Source organism: Fischerella thermalis PCC 7521 (assembly GCF_000317225.1).
In the GTDB taxonomy this organism is placed as follows: domain Bacteria; phylum Cyanobacteriota; class Cyanobacteriia; order Cyanobacteriales; family Nostocaceae; genus Fischerella; species Fischerella thermalis.
This window is the reverse complement of the sequence record NZ_AJLL01000028.1, coordinates 63,707-83,293: the sequence shown is the minus strand read 5'-3', so window position 1 is coordinate 83,293 and position 19,587 is coordinate 63,707. Positions and strand designations below refer to the sequence as shown.

The 19,587-nt window shown below is 36.1% G+C and carries 17 protein-coding genes; all 17 read right to left on the bottom strand.

The features are described 5' to 3' along the window. Positions 1-6: 6 nt before the first annotated feature. Positions 7-996, bottom strand: a complete 990-nt coding sequence (rfbA, locus tag UYK_RS0106545; RefSeq protein WP_009458759.1) for a glucose-1-phosphate thymidylyltransferase RfbA — start codon at positions 994-996, stop codon at positions 7-9. 14 nt (positions 997-1,010) lie between these two features. Next, a complete protein-coding gene (locus tag UYK_RS0106540; protein ID WP_016871127.1) occupies positions 1,011-1,583 on the bottom strand; it encodes a YdcF family protein in 573 nt (190 codons plus the stop codon). A gap of 141 nt (positions 1,584-1,724) precedes the next feature. Beyond that, complete coding sequence (locus tag UYK_RS0106535; RefSeq protein ID WP_009458755.1) at positions 1,725-2,504, bottom strand: glycosyltransferase family 2 protein; 780 nt, start codon at positions 2,502-2,504, stop codon at positions 1,725-1,727. Positions 2,505-2,517: 13 nt separating this feature from the next. After that, complete coding sequence (locus UYK_RS0106530; protein WP_009458753.1) at positions 2,518-3,690, bottom strand: glycosyltransferase; 1,173 nt, start codon at positions 3,688-3,690, stop codon at positions 2,518-2,520. A gap of 166 nt (positions 3,691-3,856) precedes the next feature. Continuing rightward, positions 3,857-4,981, bottom strand: a complete 1,125-nt coding sequence (locus tag UYK_RS0106525) for a glycosyltransferase family 4 protein (protein WP_009458747.1) — start codon at positions 4,979-4,981, stop codon at positions 3,857-3,859. Continuing rightward, positions 4,978-5,964, bottom strand: a complete 987-nt coding sequence (locus tag UYK_RS0106520; protein ID WP_009458746.1) for a phytanoyl-CoA dioxygenase family protein — start codon at positions 5,962-5,964, stop codon at positions 4,978-4,980. The genes UYK_RS0106525 and UYK_RS0106520 overlap by 4 nt, the downstream gene beginning before the upstream one ends. Then, positions 5,957-7,150, bottom strand: coding sequence for a glycosyltransferase (locus UYK_RS0106515; protein WP_016871125.1), 1,194 nt, complete (start codon positions 7,148-7,150; stop codon positions 5,957-5,959). Before UYK_RS0106515 ends, UYK_RS0106520 begins: the two co-directional genes overlap by 8 nt. 78 nt (positions 7,151-7,228) lie before the next feature. Further along, a complete protein-coding gene (gene asnB, locus UYK_RS0106510; RefSeq protein ID WP_016871124.1) occupies positions 7,229-9,043 on the bottom strand; it encodes an asparagine synthase (glutamine-hydrolyzing) in 1,815 nt (604 codons plus the stop codon). Next, complete coding sequence (locus tag UYK_RS0106505; protein WP_016871123.1) at positions 9,044-10,213, bottom strand: glycosyltransferase; 1,170 nt, start codon at positions 10,211-10,213, stop codon at positions 9,044-9,046. A gap of 96 nt (positions 10,214-10,309) precedes the next feature. After that, positions 10,310-11,914, bottom strand: a complete 1,605-nt coding sequence (locus UYK_RS0106500) for a hypothetical protein (RefSeq protein ID WP_009458736.1) — start codon at positions 11,912-11,914, stop codon at positions 10,310-10,312. Positions 11,915-12,029: 115 nt separating this feature from the next. Further along, on the bottom strand, positions 12,030-13,037 hold the full coding sequence (locus UYK_RS0106495) for a glycosyltransferase (RefSeq protein WP_009458735.1): 1,008 nt from the start codon (positions 13,035-13,037) through the stop codon (positions 12,030-12,032). Positions 13,038-13,047: 10 nt separating this feature from the next. Then, complete coding sequence (locus tag UYK_RS0106490) at positions 13,048-13,731, bottom strand: class I SAM-dependent methyltransferase (RefSeq protein ID WP_009458734.1); 684 nt, start codon at positions 13,729-13,731, stop codon at positions 13,048-13,050. A 55-nt stretch (positions 13,732-13,786) separates the two neighbouring features. Further along, on the bottom strand, positions 13,787-14,734 hold the full coding sequence (locus UYK_RS0106485; protein ID WP_016871122.1) for a glycosyltransferase: 948 nt from the start codon (positions 14,732-14,734) through the stop codon (positions 13,787-13,789). A gap of 58 nt (positions 14,735-14,792) precedes the next feature. Next, positions 14,793-15,980, bottom strand: a complete 1,188-nt coding sequence (locus UYK_RS0106480; protein WP_026086381.1) for a glycosyltransferase — start codon at positions 15,978-15,980, stop codon at positions 14,793-14,795. 56 nt (positions 15,981-16,036) lie between these two features. Then, entirely contained in the window at positions 16,037-17,182 is a 1,146-nt protein-coding gene (locus tag UYK_RS0106475; protein ID WP_009458731.1) for a glycosyltransferase family 4 protein, read from the bottom strand. A gap of 7 nt (positions 17,183-17,189) precedes the next feature. Beyond that, complete coding sequence (locus tag UYK_RS0106470; protein WP_009458719.1) at positions 17,190-18,251, bottom strand: CgeB family protein; 1,062 nt, start codon at positions 18,249-18,251, stop codon at positions 17,190-17,192. Next, positions 18,252-19,442, bottom strand: a complete 1,191-nt coding sequence (locus tag UYK_RS0106465) for a glycosyltransferase family 4 protein (RefSeq protein WP_016871120.1) — start codon at positions 19,440-19,442, stop codon at positions 18,252-18,254. Positions 19,443-19,587 lie beyond the last annotated feature (145 nt).

Genomic DNA, 19,587 nt, shown 5'->3' with positions numbered 1-19,587 from the left:
ACGGATTTAGATATAGTCTGAGTGGGCTTGTAGCTTTGTTTGTGGAGCTAGTGTATTCAACTCTAAAAGTGATTTGTCAGCATTGAATCTTTCTTTGCCATTATTGTTGGCGATGCTTTCAGATTTTTGCTCATTCTCTAAAATTGTGAACAAGTAACGACCATAGCTACTCTTAGCCATAGATTCGGCTAGACGACTAAGCTGAGATAAATCTATATACCCTTGGTTGTAGGCAATTTCTTCAATACAAGCTATTTTCAGCCCCTGTCGCTCTTCTAGAGTTTGAATAAAGTTACTTGCCTGATGTAATGATTCATGAGTACCAGTATCTAACCAAGCATATCCTCGACCCAAAAGTTCTACTCGCAATTGACCTCGGTTTAAATAAACTTGATTCACCTCAGTTATTTCTAGTTCATTACGAGCAGAAGGCTTAAGACTAGAAGCAATTTCTACGACTTGGGAATCATAAAAGTAGATTCCAGGCACAGCATAATTAGATTTGGGAATTAGAGGTTTTTCTTCTATACTAATTGCTTGTCCGTGTGCATCAAATTCTATGACTCCATACTGTTGAGGCTCTTTCACTTGATAACCGAATACTAATCCGCCTTCTTTGAGAGTTGCAGCACGAGCCAGCACTTCTGTTAAACCGTGTCCATAAAAAATATTGTCACCCAAAATCAAGCACACTGGCTCGTTAGCAATAAAATCTTTGCCTAAAATAAAGGCTTGTGCTAAACCCTCTGGCTGAGGCTGTTCAATATAACTAAATTTCAAACCCCACTGACTACCATCCTTTAAGAGTCGCTGAAACAATGGCAAATCATTCGGGGTAGAAATAATCAATATCTCACGAATGCCTGCCAGCATTAATACAGACAAGGGATAGTAAATCATCGGCTTGTCGTAAACAGGCATTAGTTGTTTACTGATTACCTGAGTTATGGGGTAAAGACGTGTACCAGAGCCACCAGCCAGAATAATACCCTTCATTTTGAACTCCTTTTCTAGTAATTTACAGGAAATTTCATAATTTGAGTATCGATACGAGTGTTTTTGAGTTCTGCTCCGGTGTAACCAGTAAATACCCAAATCACGCCACGAACACAATCACGCAGGATGTGAAGCTGGCTTTCGGGTGAGCTTCTGGATGGGACAGACACAGGAGTGAAGGCTATGCCTTGGCTACCTAGAATAATGGTGGCGATCGCCTGAGCTCGTGGCATGTGAAAGTCCGAAGTAATCAGGTATAGATGTTTAATATGATTTTGTTTGAACTCACTAACTAGAGAAGTAAAATTAGTAACGGTATCAACAGCACGCCGATCAATATGTAACCGCGTTAGAGAAATACCTGCTGTTTGAAAAATCATGCGTGTTTCTTTTGGGCTTAAACCAGAAGATACCCAAATTTCTAGAGATGGATACCAGCGAGCTAGTTCAGCAGTTAATATTTCCCGTTCCGGTCCACCACCTAAAGTTAAAAATGCTTGCGGTAGAGGTGCTTGAGTTTTGGCTATTGCTAAACGTACAGGAATGATCAATAGCAAAGCCAGGAGAAATCCAGTGAGTGTTAACATCCAATATTTGGAGATGAGATAATAAAAATTTTTCACCTACTAACTCAAGAATTTACTAATGCTTTACAAAGCAGTTGCTCGAATAATATTGAAAATTATAGATAGTTAAGTTTAAAACTTTAATTAATAGAATTACAAGAATTAGCGTAGTTTTTCATTTTCAATCAGGTGAATTGATAATAGAACTTCGGCGAGTAGCCGTTGAAAAGTGTAATACCAGCCATGCCAACCGTCTAAGACGCAACCTTTTACAATCAGGCAGTAGACTAAAATGATGAAGGGGGCTAAAACTTTTTGTTTACGGATGCGATCGCTCAAACTCAACTCACTGATTGGAGTTTCTAGTAATTTTTTTGCCTCAATTACCATGTAGCGATCCTGGGCCCACAGCCAACGGTTGAGAGGTTTGCGATCATCATGATGGATATAGGCAGAAAGCATTGCTGATTTGCCTTCTACCCAGACTCGATGGGCATGTCCATCATCTTTGTAAATCGCTTTTTCTCGTCTGTAGAGTACTTTCCGGGGTGGGAGTAAAGTACCGCGTAAGGGTTTACCAAAAACACAGTATTTAAATCTGACACTATAGACATCTATTTCAGTTTCTGCTGTCAGCGCTTTGATTTCATTAACTAACTCATCAGTCAGAACATAATCAGCATCTAGTGAAAGCACCCATTCAGATGTAATTTTTTCTAGCCCATAGTTACACTGATTGGCAAAAGAATCAAATTGTTTTTGAAAAACTTGGATTTGGGGATATGAGTGTAATATCTCTAGTGTTTCATCTGTGCTGTAACTGTCTATCACGACAATTCTTTTTGCCCAATTTAGTTTTTTGAGAGTGCGATCGATGTTTGGAGCTTCGTTAAAAGTTAGGATGAGGGGTGTAATTTTTTCCGCTATTGATGGAAAACTCATGAGCAAAATGACCTTAATTTTTGGCTAGATCAGCGTAAACCTGTTGCATTTTCAAAGTGATTTGTTTCCAGGTATATTGATCAGATACAAGTTGACGACCACTATTACCCATATCTTGGGCTTGTTGAGGATTGCAAAGATATTTTTCCAAGGTGGATGCGATCGCATCTACATCAAGTGGTGTTACGTAACCAAGTTGGTGTTGTTCAACAATATCAGCCAGAGCAATACCAGGAGTCACAACAACAGGAATACCCACGGCTAATGCTTCCAAAACCACTACAGCAAAGTTTTCTGAGTGGGATGTCAATACAAATAAATCCGAACCCTGCATAAACAGGTTTTTAATTTCTCCTTCTAGAAATCCAGCAAAATAGGTGCGATCGCGAATTCCATTGGAGATGACAAGAGATTTTATTTCTGCTTCATATTTTTGGGAACCACTACCTGCAATTACAAAAGTGAAACGATGGTGAATAAGTTTAGCCAAGGCTGGAATTAGATAATCTAACCCTTTTTTTGGGTGTAGACGGGACATAAATAAAATCACAGGTTCATTAACAGGAACTTTCAGGTATTCACACAGGTGAGAATGAGCATGAGGAATCAACTTGGGTAGTGAAGTACCAAGTGGTAAGACAAAACTAGGTACATTAAGTCCTAACTTCTCAAATTCCTGCTGTTCCTTTTGAGAGGTAAAGTGGATTGCGTCGCTATTTTCTATGTTTGCTTGTTCTATTAGTTTCAAATAAATTTGTTTTCTTTGAGTTTTTTGTTGTAAAGACCACTCGCATAGTAAACCATGGGGGATAACAATATAGGGAATGTTTTTTTGGCGGGCGATCGCCATTGCAATTGTGGATGCATAACAAAAGATGCTATGGACATGTAAAAGGTCATATTGAGAAATATTTTTCCAAAGCCAGACTGTTAACTGCCAAGAAAAAGAATACTCTCTGATATCTTTTAAATTTGATGAATAACGAGAAAAAAACCAAACCGGAACTTGTTCATACTCTACGCGCCGATTTAAAGGAACATCCAATAAACTATCACCATTGTCATTAGTTGTGGCAATTTCTGCATCAACGTTATTTTTTCGTAATGCCTTGACCATATCAATAACAACTTGGCTAGTACCACCACGCACCTTTATAATAGATGGAATGACGTGGAGAACTCTCATATTAATTTATATCCGAAATATTTCAGTGTTTCATAATAGAGTTTTATATCATTTTTTGATGAAATATTTCTCGATATTTAGCTGTAATTAATTTATTTAATGGAAGTAAAATAAATTTAGACAATTTTGACTTTATTTTTTCAGAGTTATTTTTTTAATAAAAACATTATTGTTTGTTGATTAATATTTTTTGATATATATCAATATATTCTGAAATCATTTTTTCAGTTCTAAATTTCTGAGAATTTATGAGACTTTTTGTCTTAAAATTTTCTAAGTTGGGAAGATAATAAATTATTTTTTCTGCTGCTGCTTGAGGATTTTTAGGGTCTATATATATAGCTGCTTCTCCTCCCACTATATTCATTGGAGGACGGTTTGATGTAAACACAGCGCAACCACATGCTTGTGCTTCGATAATAGGCCAACCAAAGCCCTCGTGGAGCGAAGGAAATAGTAAGGCTGTTGCAGATGAATAAAGAGCTTGTAAATGTTCATTATCAACTGCGACAAGCTCTATAACTTTTTCTGTCATATTATATTTTTTGATCAACTGATGCATTTCATCAGTAAATGGCTTACCTACCATGACAAGATAAAAGTTTGTTTGTTGTAGTCTCAGCATCAGTTCATAAAAAATCGATAAAACACCGATTCTATTTTTATACCAATGATTTGCTCCTACATGTAAAATGAAATTACTGTTGGCAGGAATTCCCAAACTAGCCAAAATTTCCTTAGCTTCTGTGGTTTGCATTGGTGCATAGGGATAGTTTAAGCCCATTGAAATCACAGATATCCTATTTTCAGAAAGAGAACTTAGGCGTAATAAATCATTTTTAGTCTGTTCTGAAACGCAAACAACCATTTGGGCTTGATTAAGTCCTTTGAGCATCATCTGTTGTAATTTTTTACCAGTCCATCCAGTTTTGTGTTCAGGAAATTCTCCCAAGCCAGCACGAATAGCAAACAAATCATGGCAAGTCACTAAGTGAGGTATTTTCTGCAAATATTTTGTGTAAATGGCATTACCATGATCGCATATATGAACTATATCTGCCCAAGATGCTGCTTTCTGTAACTGGAACGGAAATAAAATCAATTTATCAATATAACCAAGCCATTTTTTTAACAAGTTTGAATATAAGATTATCTTGCCAAAGTATAATCGGGGACGAATGACACGCACCTGAATATTACATTTGCTTAAATAAGTTTCTAGCATGGAAGCAAATCGATCCATGCTTTCAATAGCATCTAGTTTGTAATTACCTACTAACAAAACTTTCATTTATTGCTATCAATATTTATTATTTTTGAAAATTTTGATTTGATATACCATAAAAGTCGCTTAGCGTTAATTATTGCTTCAGCAGGCAAAATAGTTTTTATAACACTTTTATTGAGAGCTTCTAATGATTCAACTAACAACTTACGCTGTAGCCCCAAGATATCTTTAGGTGTCATTGTGGCAATTGAAGAACAAGGGAAAGCTGGGTAATCTCTTCTAAAACCAAATCCTAAGAAATCCATTATTTCCGGGGTCAAATTATCAAGGTACTCTGTATTAACTATATTTTTTTCACCATGTCCTAAATATTGACTACCAACCTGATCAACTTGGAAAAGCAGGGAAGTTCTAGTGTAGTTATGGTCATTAAAAGGTTCTGCTCTATGTACTCCATGAATATCACAAACTATAAAAGTGCCTTTTTTCATGGGAAAGGTCAGTATGTCATTTTTATAGTTGCTCTCGATAAAATTATCGCTGAGATAAATTTCATGATTGTATTGAGTTGACCACTGATGGGAATTTTTTACATATTGAAAAGCATTTTGGGTAACATCGGATAAATAAAATAGAAATAATAGACCCGGCATATTATGCTTATCCACAAGTTGCTTACCTACTTGGAGATTATTATCAGTATGCCAGGGCATATGGGAAGTTTTACTAGTTTGATAAATTCGATGATTAGTTAATTTATAAATATCATCAAAATATCCTTGACAAATATCCAGAACTCTCCTGGAGGTAATGAGATCGTATGTTTTTTTGGAGTTAGCTAAACAGTGAGTGAGAAATTTGTAAGTTTGAGCGATCACTACCCCAACATCATTGGTATTAACTAGAATTTGATTGAAATCAACTTCTTGCAGTATTTGATCAACGTAGTGTTGAGTCAATGCTTGTTCAAAAACAAAATATCCCTTGGTTTTGAGGTCATTAACTATTTGATTGCTACTAACATTGATAAAATCCAAGTTAAACATAGCTTAATCCTTGATGATTTGAAAGGATAGCTTGGTAGATATGAATCATTTTGGCTGCGATTTGATCCCAGGTGTAATGGTCGTAAATAAGTTTTTGTGCGGACTTACCCATATTTTTAGCTTGTTGAGGATTGTTAAGATACTGTTCCACAGTAGATGCGATCGCAGATACATCTAGTTGGGTAACATAACCAAGTTGGTGTTGTTGAACTACACTAGCCAAAGCAACCCCAGGAGTCACAACAACAGGAACACCTGCGGCTAAAGCTTCTAAAACTACCACAGCAAAGTTTTCTGAGTGAGAAGTGAGTGCAAACAGATCCGAACCTTGTATAAATAGATTTTTGCTTTCTCCTTCTAGAAATCCAGCAAAATAGACGCGATCGCCAATCCCACTAGAGGTAACAAGAGATTTTATTTCTGCTTCATACTCTTTTGAACCACTACCTGCGATCACGAAAGTAAAACGATGATGAGTAAGTTTAGCCAAAGCGGGAATTAGATAATCTAAGCCTTTTTTAGGGTGTAAACGGGACATGAATAAAATCACAGGTTCATCTGCGGGAACTTTGAGATGTTCTCGCAGGCGAGAATGAGCATTAGAAATCGCTAAAGGAACAGAGAGTCCATGGGGTAAGACAAAGCTGTGCAATCCTAAACCTAAACGGGAAACTTCTTGTTGTTCTTGTTCAGAGGTGAGGTGAAGAGCTTGACTGTGGTTGAGGTTACTGCGTTCGATTAAATCGAGATAAATCTTTTTTTTACGAGCGCTTTGCTGGAGTGACCATTCACAAAGTTGTCCGAGGGGACGGACAATGTATGGAACACCTTTTAAACGAGCGATCGCCATTGCTGCTGTAGAAGCATAGGAAAAAATTGCATGGACGTGTAGCAAGTCATAGTTAGAAGCATTTTGCCATAACCATGCTGTTAACTGCCCAGAAAAAGCAAATTCTCGTATTGAGTGCAGTCCAGGCGAAAAGCGCGGAAAAAATCGAACTGGTACTTGCTTGTACTCTATACACTGGCGTAGAGGTACATCTAACAAATCATTGCCGTTATCATTGGTTGTAACAATTTCAGCCTCAACACCGAAATTTTGCAGTGCTTTAACAGTCTCTATTACTGCTTGGCTGGGTCCACCTCGCACAGAACCCACTGAAGGAATGACATGAAGAATCTTCATACTGGACTAGCACCTATAAATCAAACCCCTTGAAAAACCTCTTTTTTGAGATATTTTCATCCTAAAAAATTGCAGATTTTATGCATAAATTTGCTTTAGCCAAAACTGGAAAATTGCCAAGCTCCAACGACGATACCATAGTCTAATATCAATATTTTTATCTAGTTTCGGTGATGGAAAATAATCATGCCAATCACTTTCTATCCACTGTTGAAAAGGAAAAAAGAAACCTCGTTTGGGACGATTCACAACCCAATTGGGTATTTCCGGAATTGCTTGAACTAATAATTTTTTCCCAGGTTGCAAGCGTAAGTTACTAGGAATTGAAGATATTGTTTCTAATAAAATTTTATCAACTAATGGTACTCGTAATTCTAGTCCCCAAGCCATGCTCATAACATCGCTATCACGTAATAATTGATTTCGCATGTAGCAGCTTAGCTCTAGTAAACTGACTTGATCTTCTAAAGAAGAAAAATTACTGTTTTTGCTAATTTTGGGAACAAAAACTTCATCCTCAATGGATGTAAGCCCAAAATCTTTGAGGTGATATTGGGTAATTGCCCAAGCTTCTTGATGAGAGAAAATACCTCTAAAACTGCGATAAGCTGTTGCTGCTGTTGGGTTTTGTTGTAAAAAATCTCCTAGTCGCTTTAGTTGTGGTGATTGACCCCAAGTCGCTAATCCTTTTCCGAAAGTGGTGCTGATCGGTTTAATAGTTTTTAGTGGTTGTCCCCAACGCACCATTTGCGGCACTTTTTGGAAAGTTTTATAGCCACCAAATAGCTCATCTCCCCCTAATCCTGACAACACTACTTTAGTCCCGTCTTGGTGAGCAATTTGGGATACACAAAAAGTATTGAAACCGTCTATGCTGGGTTGATCAATTCTTTGTAAAAATTGAGGAAATAATTCTCTCCCTATAGTGGATGTAATTTGATATTCTGTATGTTCTGTCTCAAATGTTCGAGCTATTTGTCGGGCAATATCTCCCTCATTCCACTCATTTTCTTCAAAGGCAATAGAGTAGGTGCGTAATTTACCTTTTTGAGTTTGACGTGCTAAGGCAATAACAGAGGTTGAGTCAATTCCACCACTGAGAAATATCCCTACTGGCACATCACTGATAAAGTGATGTTTAATAGAATCAATGAGAGCATCACGCACTTTTTCTGTGGCTTCTGGCAGAGAAATTGTATGATCGGGAGTAAAGTCAATTTGCCAGTATTGTTTTTGGGTAAGTCTACCAGTTTGCCAATGCAACCAATGACCAGCTTCTAAACAATGAATTCCGTCAATTAAAGTGTATGGTTCTGGTACTGTGCCGCTAATAAAATAGCCATATAAGCCTTTGGGATTTAAGCAAATATTGGGTAATCCGGAAGCTAATATTGCTCGAATTTCTGAAGCAAATACTAAAGTATTACCAGATTGCCAATAATACAGTGGTTTAATTCCTAAAGGATCGCGGGCAATAAAGCAGGTTTTTTCTTGATTATCCCAAATAGCGAAAGCAAACATTCCCCGCAACTGTTGAACGCAGTCTGCACCCATGCGTTGATACAGCTTGAGGATGACTTCGGTATCAGTGCGCGAACAAAATTGTTCTCCTTGAGATGCGAGTTGCGATCGCAATTCCAGAAAATTATATATTTCTCCGTTGAAAACAATCCAATAACGTCCATCAGGTGTGGACATGGGTTGATGTCCTGCTGGAGTCAAATCCAAGATCGACAGACGGGTATGGGCAAGTGCTGCTTGATGTTCACTAGCTATGTAAATTCCCTGATCATCAGGGCCACGATGGTATAGAGACTTTTGCATCTGCTGGATTAATTCTTGCAGATGCTGTTGGTGGTAGTGTGTTGTAATGATACCTGCTATGCCGCACATTTAGATTAAACCTAAGTATTTTTCTAGGTAATTACCAAGGGTTTTTTGAAAGGATTGAAAGCCAAATCGCTCAATCACTTTTTGTCGTAAGATCTCTGGTTGATAGAGGAGAGGATTGGGATAAGTGCGTTGTAAGATTTGAATCAGAGCTTGAGCGATCGCTTGTGTATCCTCTGGATTTATTAATACTCCTAGTTCTCCCCGACATAGAGCATCAGTAGCACCATCTTGATTACCTGCTAAAGTTGCCTTACCACAAGCAAGTGCTTCCAAATAAACAATACCAAACCCTTCTTGTTTACTAGGCATAGCGAAGACATCACAAAGATTGTAATGGTCACATAATTCTTCGTCAGGAACAAAACCAGTCAGAGTCACACAGTTTTGCAGTTCTAACTTCGCGATTAATTCTTCAATGCGGGGAAGATCATCGCCTTTACCTACCAGCACATAATGAACATTTTGTATAACTTTTTTAATTTCTGGAAGTGCTGCAATAATTGTGTCATATCCTTTATATTGCTCTGTAGCCGATAATCGAGCAACAGTTAAAATAACAGACTGCTCAGGTTTTAATCCGTACCTTTCGAGTAAGTATTTGGGCTTAGGGGCAATTTGAAAGCAGTTGGGAGCGAAGGTGACAGGTAAAATCAAGAATTTTTCTGGATCTAGATTTTGCTCATGAATGAGGCGATCGCGCGTGTACTCACTAATCGAAACTATTTTCTTTGCTGCATACAAGGCTTTCTTTTTGAGTGGATCTTTAATTTTCCACGCATCTATACCATATACAAGTATCCAGTAGGGAATACCTAGAAAGCGGTGAATCCAAAAAGCTACAGGAGCAAAATTCATATGACCACATAAAATTAATGTGGGACGATTTATCAAAGAGGCAATAATTACATTTACAGCAAAGTGTAGTGTTTGCCACAAGCCCGGAACTGAACCACTAAAGAAAAAGAATATATTTTCTGATGTGTAAATTTCTTTGGGTTTAGCCCTATCAAGTTTATCGAAAACGACAATATCTAGACTAGGAAATTCATCTGTTACTACTTGTAGAAAATTTTGTAGATAAACTTGAATACCACCCTTACACTCAAACAAATTAGGAACCCATAGATGTAAATGCTTGTACTCTAAAGATTTGTATTTTTTTAAAAACATATTTGAAAATTATCTTGATTGTAATTTTAATAAAAACAAAACAGCTTGCTAAAGCAGTAATTATATATCTCGTTTGAGATTATTAGTTTTACAGGTTTATACCCAATTTTTTTGCAACGTGATTTTGACAAGTAATAGTATTAGGTAAAGAACTCCAATCTGCATTACTATTCCTGTTAAACCAGCTTCAAATGTACCGCCTACAGAATCTTGTATCAAAGGTAAATAGGCAACCATCACAGCTAATCTAAAAAAAGTATAAACCTTAAAAGGAGATATGGCATCGTTTAACCAACGAAATAATAAACCCGGTATAATCATCAAAGCACAACCCCAAAACCCATAATACAGAAAAATTTCACCGGGGGCAGTAATTAACACAGAAGTCTGAAAATCTTCAGAACCAATTCGATGAGTCAGACGACCAATGAGATTTATATCAAGACTTTCAGGCTTATCAGACCATAAAAATCGCGGTACCCAGAACAAAAATAGACGTTGCCAAAACCAACTACTTTCTTGAGAAACTTGGTAGTGAACAATTGAAGTCATTGCAATCACTTGTTCTGTAATTCCTGATTCATTTAGAGGAATTAAAATAGTTTCAATATATTTATCCCACGAATAATTTTTGAGAATTTGAAATGATTGAGTTAACAATTCCAGAGAATTAAGAGACGTAGAAGTTTTTAATAAATCTCTATAAATAACAAGAGTGGGATAAAGTAACAACCAAGAAAAAATACCTAAAGCCAATAAAATAATAACAGCTATCCAAGAAACTCTAAGACGTCTAAATATAAAAATGGTAGCAACTGGTTTAATAACAAAACTGAAAAACCTACCTTTGGAACCACTAAATAATTGATAGATTAATTCAACAATAATTAGAATTGATGTCAAGTAAGAAACTGCATTTTTCTTCAGCCCTGTCTGGAGCAAAAATGTATATCCATAAAGCCAAGCAACAACGTAGAGGCGATCAAACTGAGCCAATAAACTACCCACAGAAGAAGGTATAGCTGAGCCTTGGGTGTAGTATATACTACCTTGACTAAAATTCCATAGTCGAGTAATTGAACCTAAGACACATAAAGCTATGAATAGAATGTTTTGATGATAAGAATTTTGTATAAAACTCAAATTTATTAAGTTTTTTGAAGAAACTGACCATTTGTCAAAATTTAAGTTGGCAAAGAACAAATTCCAGACGATATAGTAACCGACATTTTGAAATACAAGACACAGAATAAGTATGTCAAATGTCTGGGGAGCAGATGGAATTACATCCTTCCATATATTTGGAAACTCCTCAGGGTTATACTTCATGAGTACAAAGTAAAATGCTAACCCGATATAGCCTGAATTAGTTATATGAATTAATAAATTATCATAAAATTGATTTCGATAGCAGTCATAACATGTTATAAAAAGTACTATAGATGTAGCTAGTAAAAATCTAAATTCCAAAGAGTTGTAAATAACTGCTGACAAAGCTAAAAATAAGCCACTAGTTATTAAAAAAAATAAACCCCATATGTGACTTATATTTTTAGATTTGAATGAAAGTAAAAAATTAGAAAATAATAAACTGATAGCTGACCAATTAAGAATAGTAGCAAAAAAAATACTTTCTTTTATGCCAAAATAAATATTTTTCAATTTAGTATTGAAATACTTAACTGGTTGATAGTCAGACATAAAAATTCTTACTAATTACTATTTTATCATTGATAATTTTTATTTACACCCATAGTCCAAATTACCTTGATTACGTATTTTTAAATAAATAGTGATAGTCAAAAACTACTATCAATTACACATCTAATTTGAAAATTTGCAGTAGATTTTTTGCTCTCTGTATAGTAGTATTTTCCCTTACCCAAGCTAAAGCAGCTAATCTAAGTCTAGAATATTCTTCTTCACTTATATTATCTATTTGACGCATGAGGTCATCGTAGTTTTGATAAATAATAGAATTATTTCTATTTAATCCATGAGGAGCGCAAGTTTTAGGTTTGTCATCTAAATTGCGAAAACAGGGTACACAGCCATTAGCTGCTATTTCGTAGTGACGTAAACAGTCCCATCCTGACCTTTTAGTTGTAATCCCAAATTTGGAAGTTTGCAAGTCGGAATAGTATTCTGCTTCTGATTCAAAAGCATAACTAGTAGTGCTTCCTGGGATTCTCTTAGCTATTTCTACATCAACAATATGCTTAGGAAATAGCTTTGTTTTTTGAGGCAAATTTTTAACTATTTTTTCTTCTGGAATTGAAAAAGAAATTGTTCGGAAATTACGGGGAGTTGGTAAATATTTACAGATAAAAACAGGAGGCAATTTAAACCAAAAATGACGAATTGTCTCTAAAGTCCATTCTCGTTTAAAATAAAGAAATTGTTGATGTGCTTTGGGTAAAAACCACCACTTAGGTTCTCGCCACCACTTTCCAGCATAACCATAGGGCTGAGGTGTATCATCCCCATCTATAATTGCAGTATTTCTAAAATTTAAGTAAGGTAGAAATTCTATAAATAAACCAAAATTTTTAAAGATTGCCGGAAAAATAATCAGATCAAAAAATCCGTTACGGATCTTAAAATCAATTTCAGTTCTATCCACAGGAATATCTTCTAGCAATCCATAGAGAGTAAATCCATTGCCGTATAGTTTAACTTTAGATTCCTGAACATAATTTTTATACAGATGAGCGCATTTGGGAAAATCAACTACGTTTTCCTTTAAGAGACTTCTTAGTCCATGTAGAAGTCCATCTGCTAAATAATCTTCTCCATAAGGAGAAATGAAAAGTACCTTAGTCATAGCTAAAAGTCTATCCCTTGCGATAAGCTACCATTAAAATTTCACTACCACATAGATTAGGCAGCCATTTGCAACCAATTTCATCTAATTTAGTGCGAAGACTGGGATGAAGTAAATGATGGCGCAAAAAACCAAGAGGGATACTACCATTAACTGAATGGTGTGTTAATTCTATTTCGGATATTGGTTGTATTAAATATTTAGGAGCTGTATAGAAAGTATAAAAATGAAGGTGGGTTTTATCCATGATACCACCTTCTGTATACTCAAACCTACCTAAGGCTAACTTCCAACGAACCCGCCAGTTAGATATATTTGGTAAGGCAATAATGACTTTTCCCCCTATCTTTAAATAGGGTAGTAATTTCTGAATTGCTGCTACTGGTTCTACTAAATGCTCCAAGACATGGGAAAAAATTAAAACATCAAACTCCTGTTTTAAAAACGCAGGTATTTCATCTCGTTCTATATCTAAGCAAGCACAACAATCTAATTTTTGTTTTGCTAGTTTAGATTCCATAATCGAACTAGTAATTCCGGTTATGTGAACTGAAGGATAGACAGAACGAATAAGTTGTCCTGTATCTCCCGCCCCACAACCTATATCTAAAATCTTTAGATCATGTTCATCTAATAGTTTTACAATAGATGGATTACCTTGATTTGAGTAAACAATATCTTTAGTAAGTACCATAATAATTCATTCCAAAAAATAATTTTACAAAAGCCTTGATGTCATTGATCAAATATTAAACAAATTTTGGTTGAGGCTTATATAAATGATTATTCAAGGTGATTAACCAGAAAAATAAACCACAAGAAAAATCTCCAAGTCCCATTATTTTTAAGATACGCAAGAAGTTATTGAGCTTTTTATACCTCAGACAATAGATACTATGATGTACATCAAGTACATTTTGTCGCATTTGACAATAAAACTTTGCCTGAAAATGAACATTTTTGGGTAGTATAGTTAGAATTTTAGAACGTATTTCTCGGTTCTCTGAAATAACTCGCACTCCGGATTCTGAGGTACGACTTAATTGTTTATCATGAGAGCGCACTTTCAATAAATGTTTGTGAATAACTCCCAGTTTTTTTGTTTGACAAATTCTTACCCACATTTCATAATCACCTGAAACATAAAGTGATTCGTTAAATAAGCCAACTTCATCAATACATTTTCTTCTAATACAAACCGTAGAAAGATTACCAGGAATACAGCCGTAATAATAGAATAACTGCATACTTAGATGGGAATCAATTACATCTGGTAAATCTTTTAAAGCACCCTGACTAAGAGTCATTCCGTTTCGATCAATTATGTGGCTTTTGCAAAATGAAATATCAATCTCTGGATGGTTCTCAAAAAAAAGTATCTCGTTTTCTAAACAATCACTAAAGAGAATGTCATCTTGACAAATAAAACGTATTATTGGGGCATTAGCTAATTTTAAAATTAGATTCAAATTTTTAAACAGCCCTTGATTTTTTTGATTCGATAAATATATGATTCTTGGGTCGGAAAACTCTTGAATTATATTGTGTGAATCGTCAGTTGAACAATCATTACTAATGAGCAATTCAAAGTTAGTAAAACTTTGATTTAAAATTGAATTTATACATTCACGTATATACCGTTGACCATTGAATACAGGTAATAATATTGATATTTTTGGATGAGATTGAGTATCCATATACATATTTTCAAAATAAACCTTTGTTGATTTAGGAAAATTTACGTCTAGGTTTTCACTACTTATTTTTTACTTCACTACCACAAACTAATTCTTGAATTGTTTTGAACAAAGGATAAAAGGCAGACTCGTAATTATATTTTTCTTCAAAAGCTTGCCTAGCTGCTAAGCACATAGCTTGGTATTTATTAAAGTCACTCATGATATCCTCAACAGCAGAGGCGATAGATTTAGGGTTATCAGGATCGGCAAAACGTACCCAACTCTCATTAGCAAGGTGTTCTCGGTAGTTTGGTTGATCACTTACAATCACAGGTAGACCACAGGCAGCATACTCATATATTTTATTTGATGCTGTTCCCATAGTTTGGTGGTTTATACCAGTCTTTTTATATAAACAAACACCTAAAGATGCTTTCCAAGTATGTGGAGGCAAATCATTATAAGGTACTGGTGGAAAATATTTAACACGCTCAGCAACATTTTTGGTAATACTAAAATTTCTGATGACTAGCTTGTCTGCTTCTTGAATATACCCAATCAATTTGATCTCTATTGACTGATTTAAAAAATCTAAGGATTCGATGAGTTCCAAAAGGGAGTTTTTAACCGAAACAGTTCCTTGTAGTAAAATTTGAGGATTGTGAAAACGCTCTAATAGGAGATTTGGAAAATTTGGGTGTTCTTGAAAATATGATTTTCTGGGGAAATTAGGTACTACCATTGTTTTTCCCAAAAAATTTGTCAACTTTTTAAAAAATAAAGCTCTTTCTTGAGACGGAAAAATCACAAAATTAGCCTTATGTACCCACTTGCGTTCACCTCTTTGAACCCATCCTGATAGAGAAGATAGGGGAAATAATTTTTCATTGAGATCATGATTATGGTAGATTAGTGGAATACTTTTAGATTGCAATAGCAAGCATAAATAAGCAATTGTATAGGCGAAATAATCGTAGGCATAAATCAAAGATACCTCTTTTAACAGCTTCTGAGCTTGTGCTACAAAGTTAATATATTCCCACAGCTTAGCTTCAAGCGATTGTTTTTCTCGTTCTCTGACTGATGTATATTTTCCTAAACGATGCACTTTCACATTGGAAGGGTATTTCCAAATAGCAGGATCTTGATTACGACCAATCAAAACTACATCAAAATGTTCTGATAATAAGTGAACGGCGTTTATTGTTGGAGGATAATGGTCAGGATTTGCATATATAAGCATCCCGATGGTTTTATGTGCCATTGCTCTATTTTTTAATATATTGGAATTAAAATTATGGAGTAGTAAAAATATACTGACTAACAAATTTGTAAATAAGCATCAGTTATTTTTTCACCGTAGTCATTCCAAGTTAGAGACTGACGTGCTTGTGCTAAAGCATTTTTCCCCATTTCGTCTCGTTTATCTGGATTTTCATAAAAGAAAAGAATTTTTGCTTTCAAAGCTTCTATATCTCGAATAGGAATAGAAAAACCATCAATTCCATTGCGCACAATATCCTCACCACCCGTATTAGTTGTATGAATTACAGGTAGTCCACAGGCCATTGCTTGAGGAATTACCATTCCAAAACCATCTTCAATGGAAGCTAAAGAAAATACTGAGCATTGAGAGTAAAACCAACGCAATTTTTGTTGAGGATGTGTCCCTTTAATAAGAATGCGATCGCTCTGATATTTTGCTATAAAAGGCTTGATTTCGGGAGTGATTGAACCTACAAGCCATAATTCGGCGTTAGGTAAGTTTAATTCCCAAAAAGCTTGCAATAAATATTGGACACCTTTACGCAATGATAAAGAGCCGCAATGAATCACTCGAAATATATTATCTTGTTTTGCAACTGGATAAAATTCTGCTAAAGAAGTTCCATAAGGGACAAGAATAAGCTTACTTTCTGGTATTCCCTGTGCTAAAAAAGTACGCTTTACAAATAGACTCGCAATAGCTATTCTGTCAGCCTCATCATAAGCTTGTATTTCTCTTTCGTAGATTCCAGGATGTGTTTCAGTGAAACTTAATCCCCATTTTTCATATTCTTCTGTGAGAATTTCTGTTTGGTAATGCATATGGCTGCTACCGCGCTCAATTATTGTTTTAGCGCCGAGTTCTTTCGCCCGATGTACAGACCAGTAATTAGATCCTGACCAACCAACAAACAAATCAAACTCTGGTGATAAATAATTTGTGACTGAGCGGTCAAATTGTTCTAAAAACCATAGCTGCAAATTGCGATCGCCCCTCATCCATCTTGGTAATTTATACCAACCACGAGATAGAGCTTCCAATTGCCATAGAGAGTGAATTAATTTCTGATCAATCCCATACTTAGTAATTGCAAAAGCTGGATAAGTAGAAATTAACTTTTGTAAATAACCTCTTTTTTGCAATTGTTGGGCTAAGTTAAATGCATGAAAACGTCCCCAAACAGACACACAGACTTTCATTAGTATCTTATGCCTCCTTTGGGTGTAGTAACTTCATATCACTACCCTGAGACGATCTCAATGTTTGATAAAGATTAGCAATTTCTGTCACTCTATCATTAATTGTGTTGACTAGTGCTTTCTGATAACCAGCCTCTGCAACAGCTTTAATTAAATTAGGATTTTGTAAAAGATACTCTACTTTTTGTCTTAACTCATCCGGACTCGAAAAATATACAGCTTCTTGATCTTCTGTAAATAAACTCAATAACTCTTGACTACGCTCACTCAGCATTAGTGTTCCTGTAGCAGGAATTTCATAGGTTCTAATATTGTGTCCTTGTTCATTCTGGGGACGTAAAATATTAAGACCCATTTTGGCAGAGCCTAAAATATCAGGGATTTGTTCATAGCTACACATTCCTTGACACAAACCCTTTAAAACAGGCTCCTGACAGTGAGTATTCCAGTAGTTTGATCCCCAAAGTCCTAAGCGATAGTCTGCGATCGCTTTTAAATACTGCTCTCGCTTGCGGCTACCATCCCAGTTACCGATAAATGCTACATCATATATTGGGTGAGCCTGGCGTTTGGGAAAGTGATATTCAACATCACTACAAAAAGGGTGAAACAAAGCTCTTTTCACACCATTTTCTTTGAGCCGTTCAACTAATTTTTGACTCCAAATAAAAGCAGCATCCCACAAGGGAAATCCTCGTTGTACCCAAGAATTAGTGTGGGTATGATGGGTATCTACAGGATTATCGGTATAAAAAACGACAGCTAGACCATATTGCTGGAATGCCAAAATAGTATCAGGATGAACTAAGCGAGGAGAAGCAACAAAAGTCAAATCAGGCTGAAAATTATTTACTGTTGCCAATAATTTGGCATTTGCTGACTTTGCTAGTGTTTGCCATGCCACTCGCCATGCTATTTTGTCCCACAACGAACCAGAAGCTAAACTGGGTGCAGCTTTGCTCCAGGCAAAATATTCTACATCACAGCCAAACTGAGAAAATCCTCGTCCGTAAACTTCCTCGGTACGACCTATTTCTGCGGTTTCTCCTACAATCAAAACTTTTTTCATTTAACCTACTCTCACCTGTAAGTAATTTAAGGCTTGTTTGAGTCCCTGCAAATCTTGCTGATAGCTCCAGTTTTGAATTTTTTTGAGGCTGATCTCTCCTGCGGAAATACTGTTAGCGATCGCCCAACGAATTGCCTCAGCTAAAGCCGTGATATCACCTACAGGATAAATTTGGCCATTTTGTCCGTCCTTCACCAAGTCAGATGCACAGCCTACTTGATCACTGACAACCACAGCTTTACCTGCATTCATAACTTCATTAATTGCCAATCCCCAAGGCTCAAAACCAGAGGGTAAGACAAACACATCACACAAATCATACATAGCAGGCATTTGGGACTGATTCTGAAAACCTAAAAAGCGAATCGACTGCCAACCTGTTTCCTTCGCTTCAGCTTCCAGAGTTGGACGCAGAATCCCATCTCCCACAAACAATAGGTAAGGTTCTGGTTCCTGCACACCGTCAGCCGAGAGTAATCGATAAGCTGCTAACAAATCCTGGGGACGCTTGACATCAATCAGTTTGGCAGCATAGAGAATAATTGGTCTGGCTGGATCTAAATTCAGCGATTTTCGTAGTTCCTGACGATGAGGAAGTCCTAGCATAACTTGCTTTTGGAAATATTCATTATCAACCGCATAAGGAACTCGAAATAGACGCTTTTCTTCAACTCCATAGTTTCTGTAAAACTGATAGTTGAGAGTCCCGATGTAAAGAAATCCAGCTATTTTCTCAAAAAGCCAGTTAAGAAAAACTCTTTTTGCTATTTTTTTCAGAGGATTAGTCGGTTCACTGATACCATTAGATTCTCCCCGCAGCAAAACAGGAATACCCAATTTATTTGCTGCCAGCACCGCTTGTATACTACATAGCCAAGACCAACCATGCACCCAAACAACATCAAATTTTCCTTGTTCTAACTGTTTGAGAATGTCTGTTGCGATCGGTTGTTGTAACCAACTTTGCCACTGCTTGCTACCCCAGCAATTTAAAAAATAGTAATCATAACCCTCAGTTAATGGCACATCCCATGCAATTAATCGCCCAAATCCTTCATCTTGATAAGCCTTTAAAGAAAAATCACTGTAGAAAAAAACTTTCAAATCGATTTCTGGATCGGCAGCAACAAGCCGCAATAAAGGAGCCTGATACTGAATTGGATGAGAGACAAAGTAAGCTACACTTAGCATCAGTTAAGGTTAAAATCTCAAAAATTTATAGTTGGCGAATACACCTAGTTGGGTAGGTCTAATTTTTAGCAGCATAGTGTACATCTTTATATTCTGAGTATTTGTAGATAACATATTGCTTTTGTTTTCAGAAAGGTGGATCATA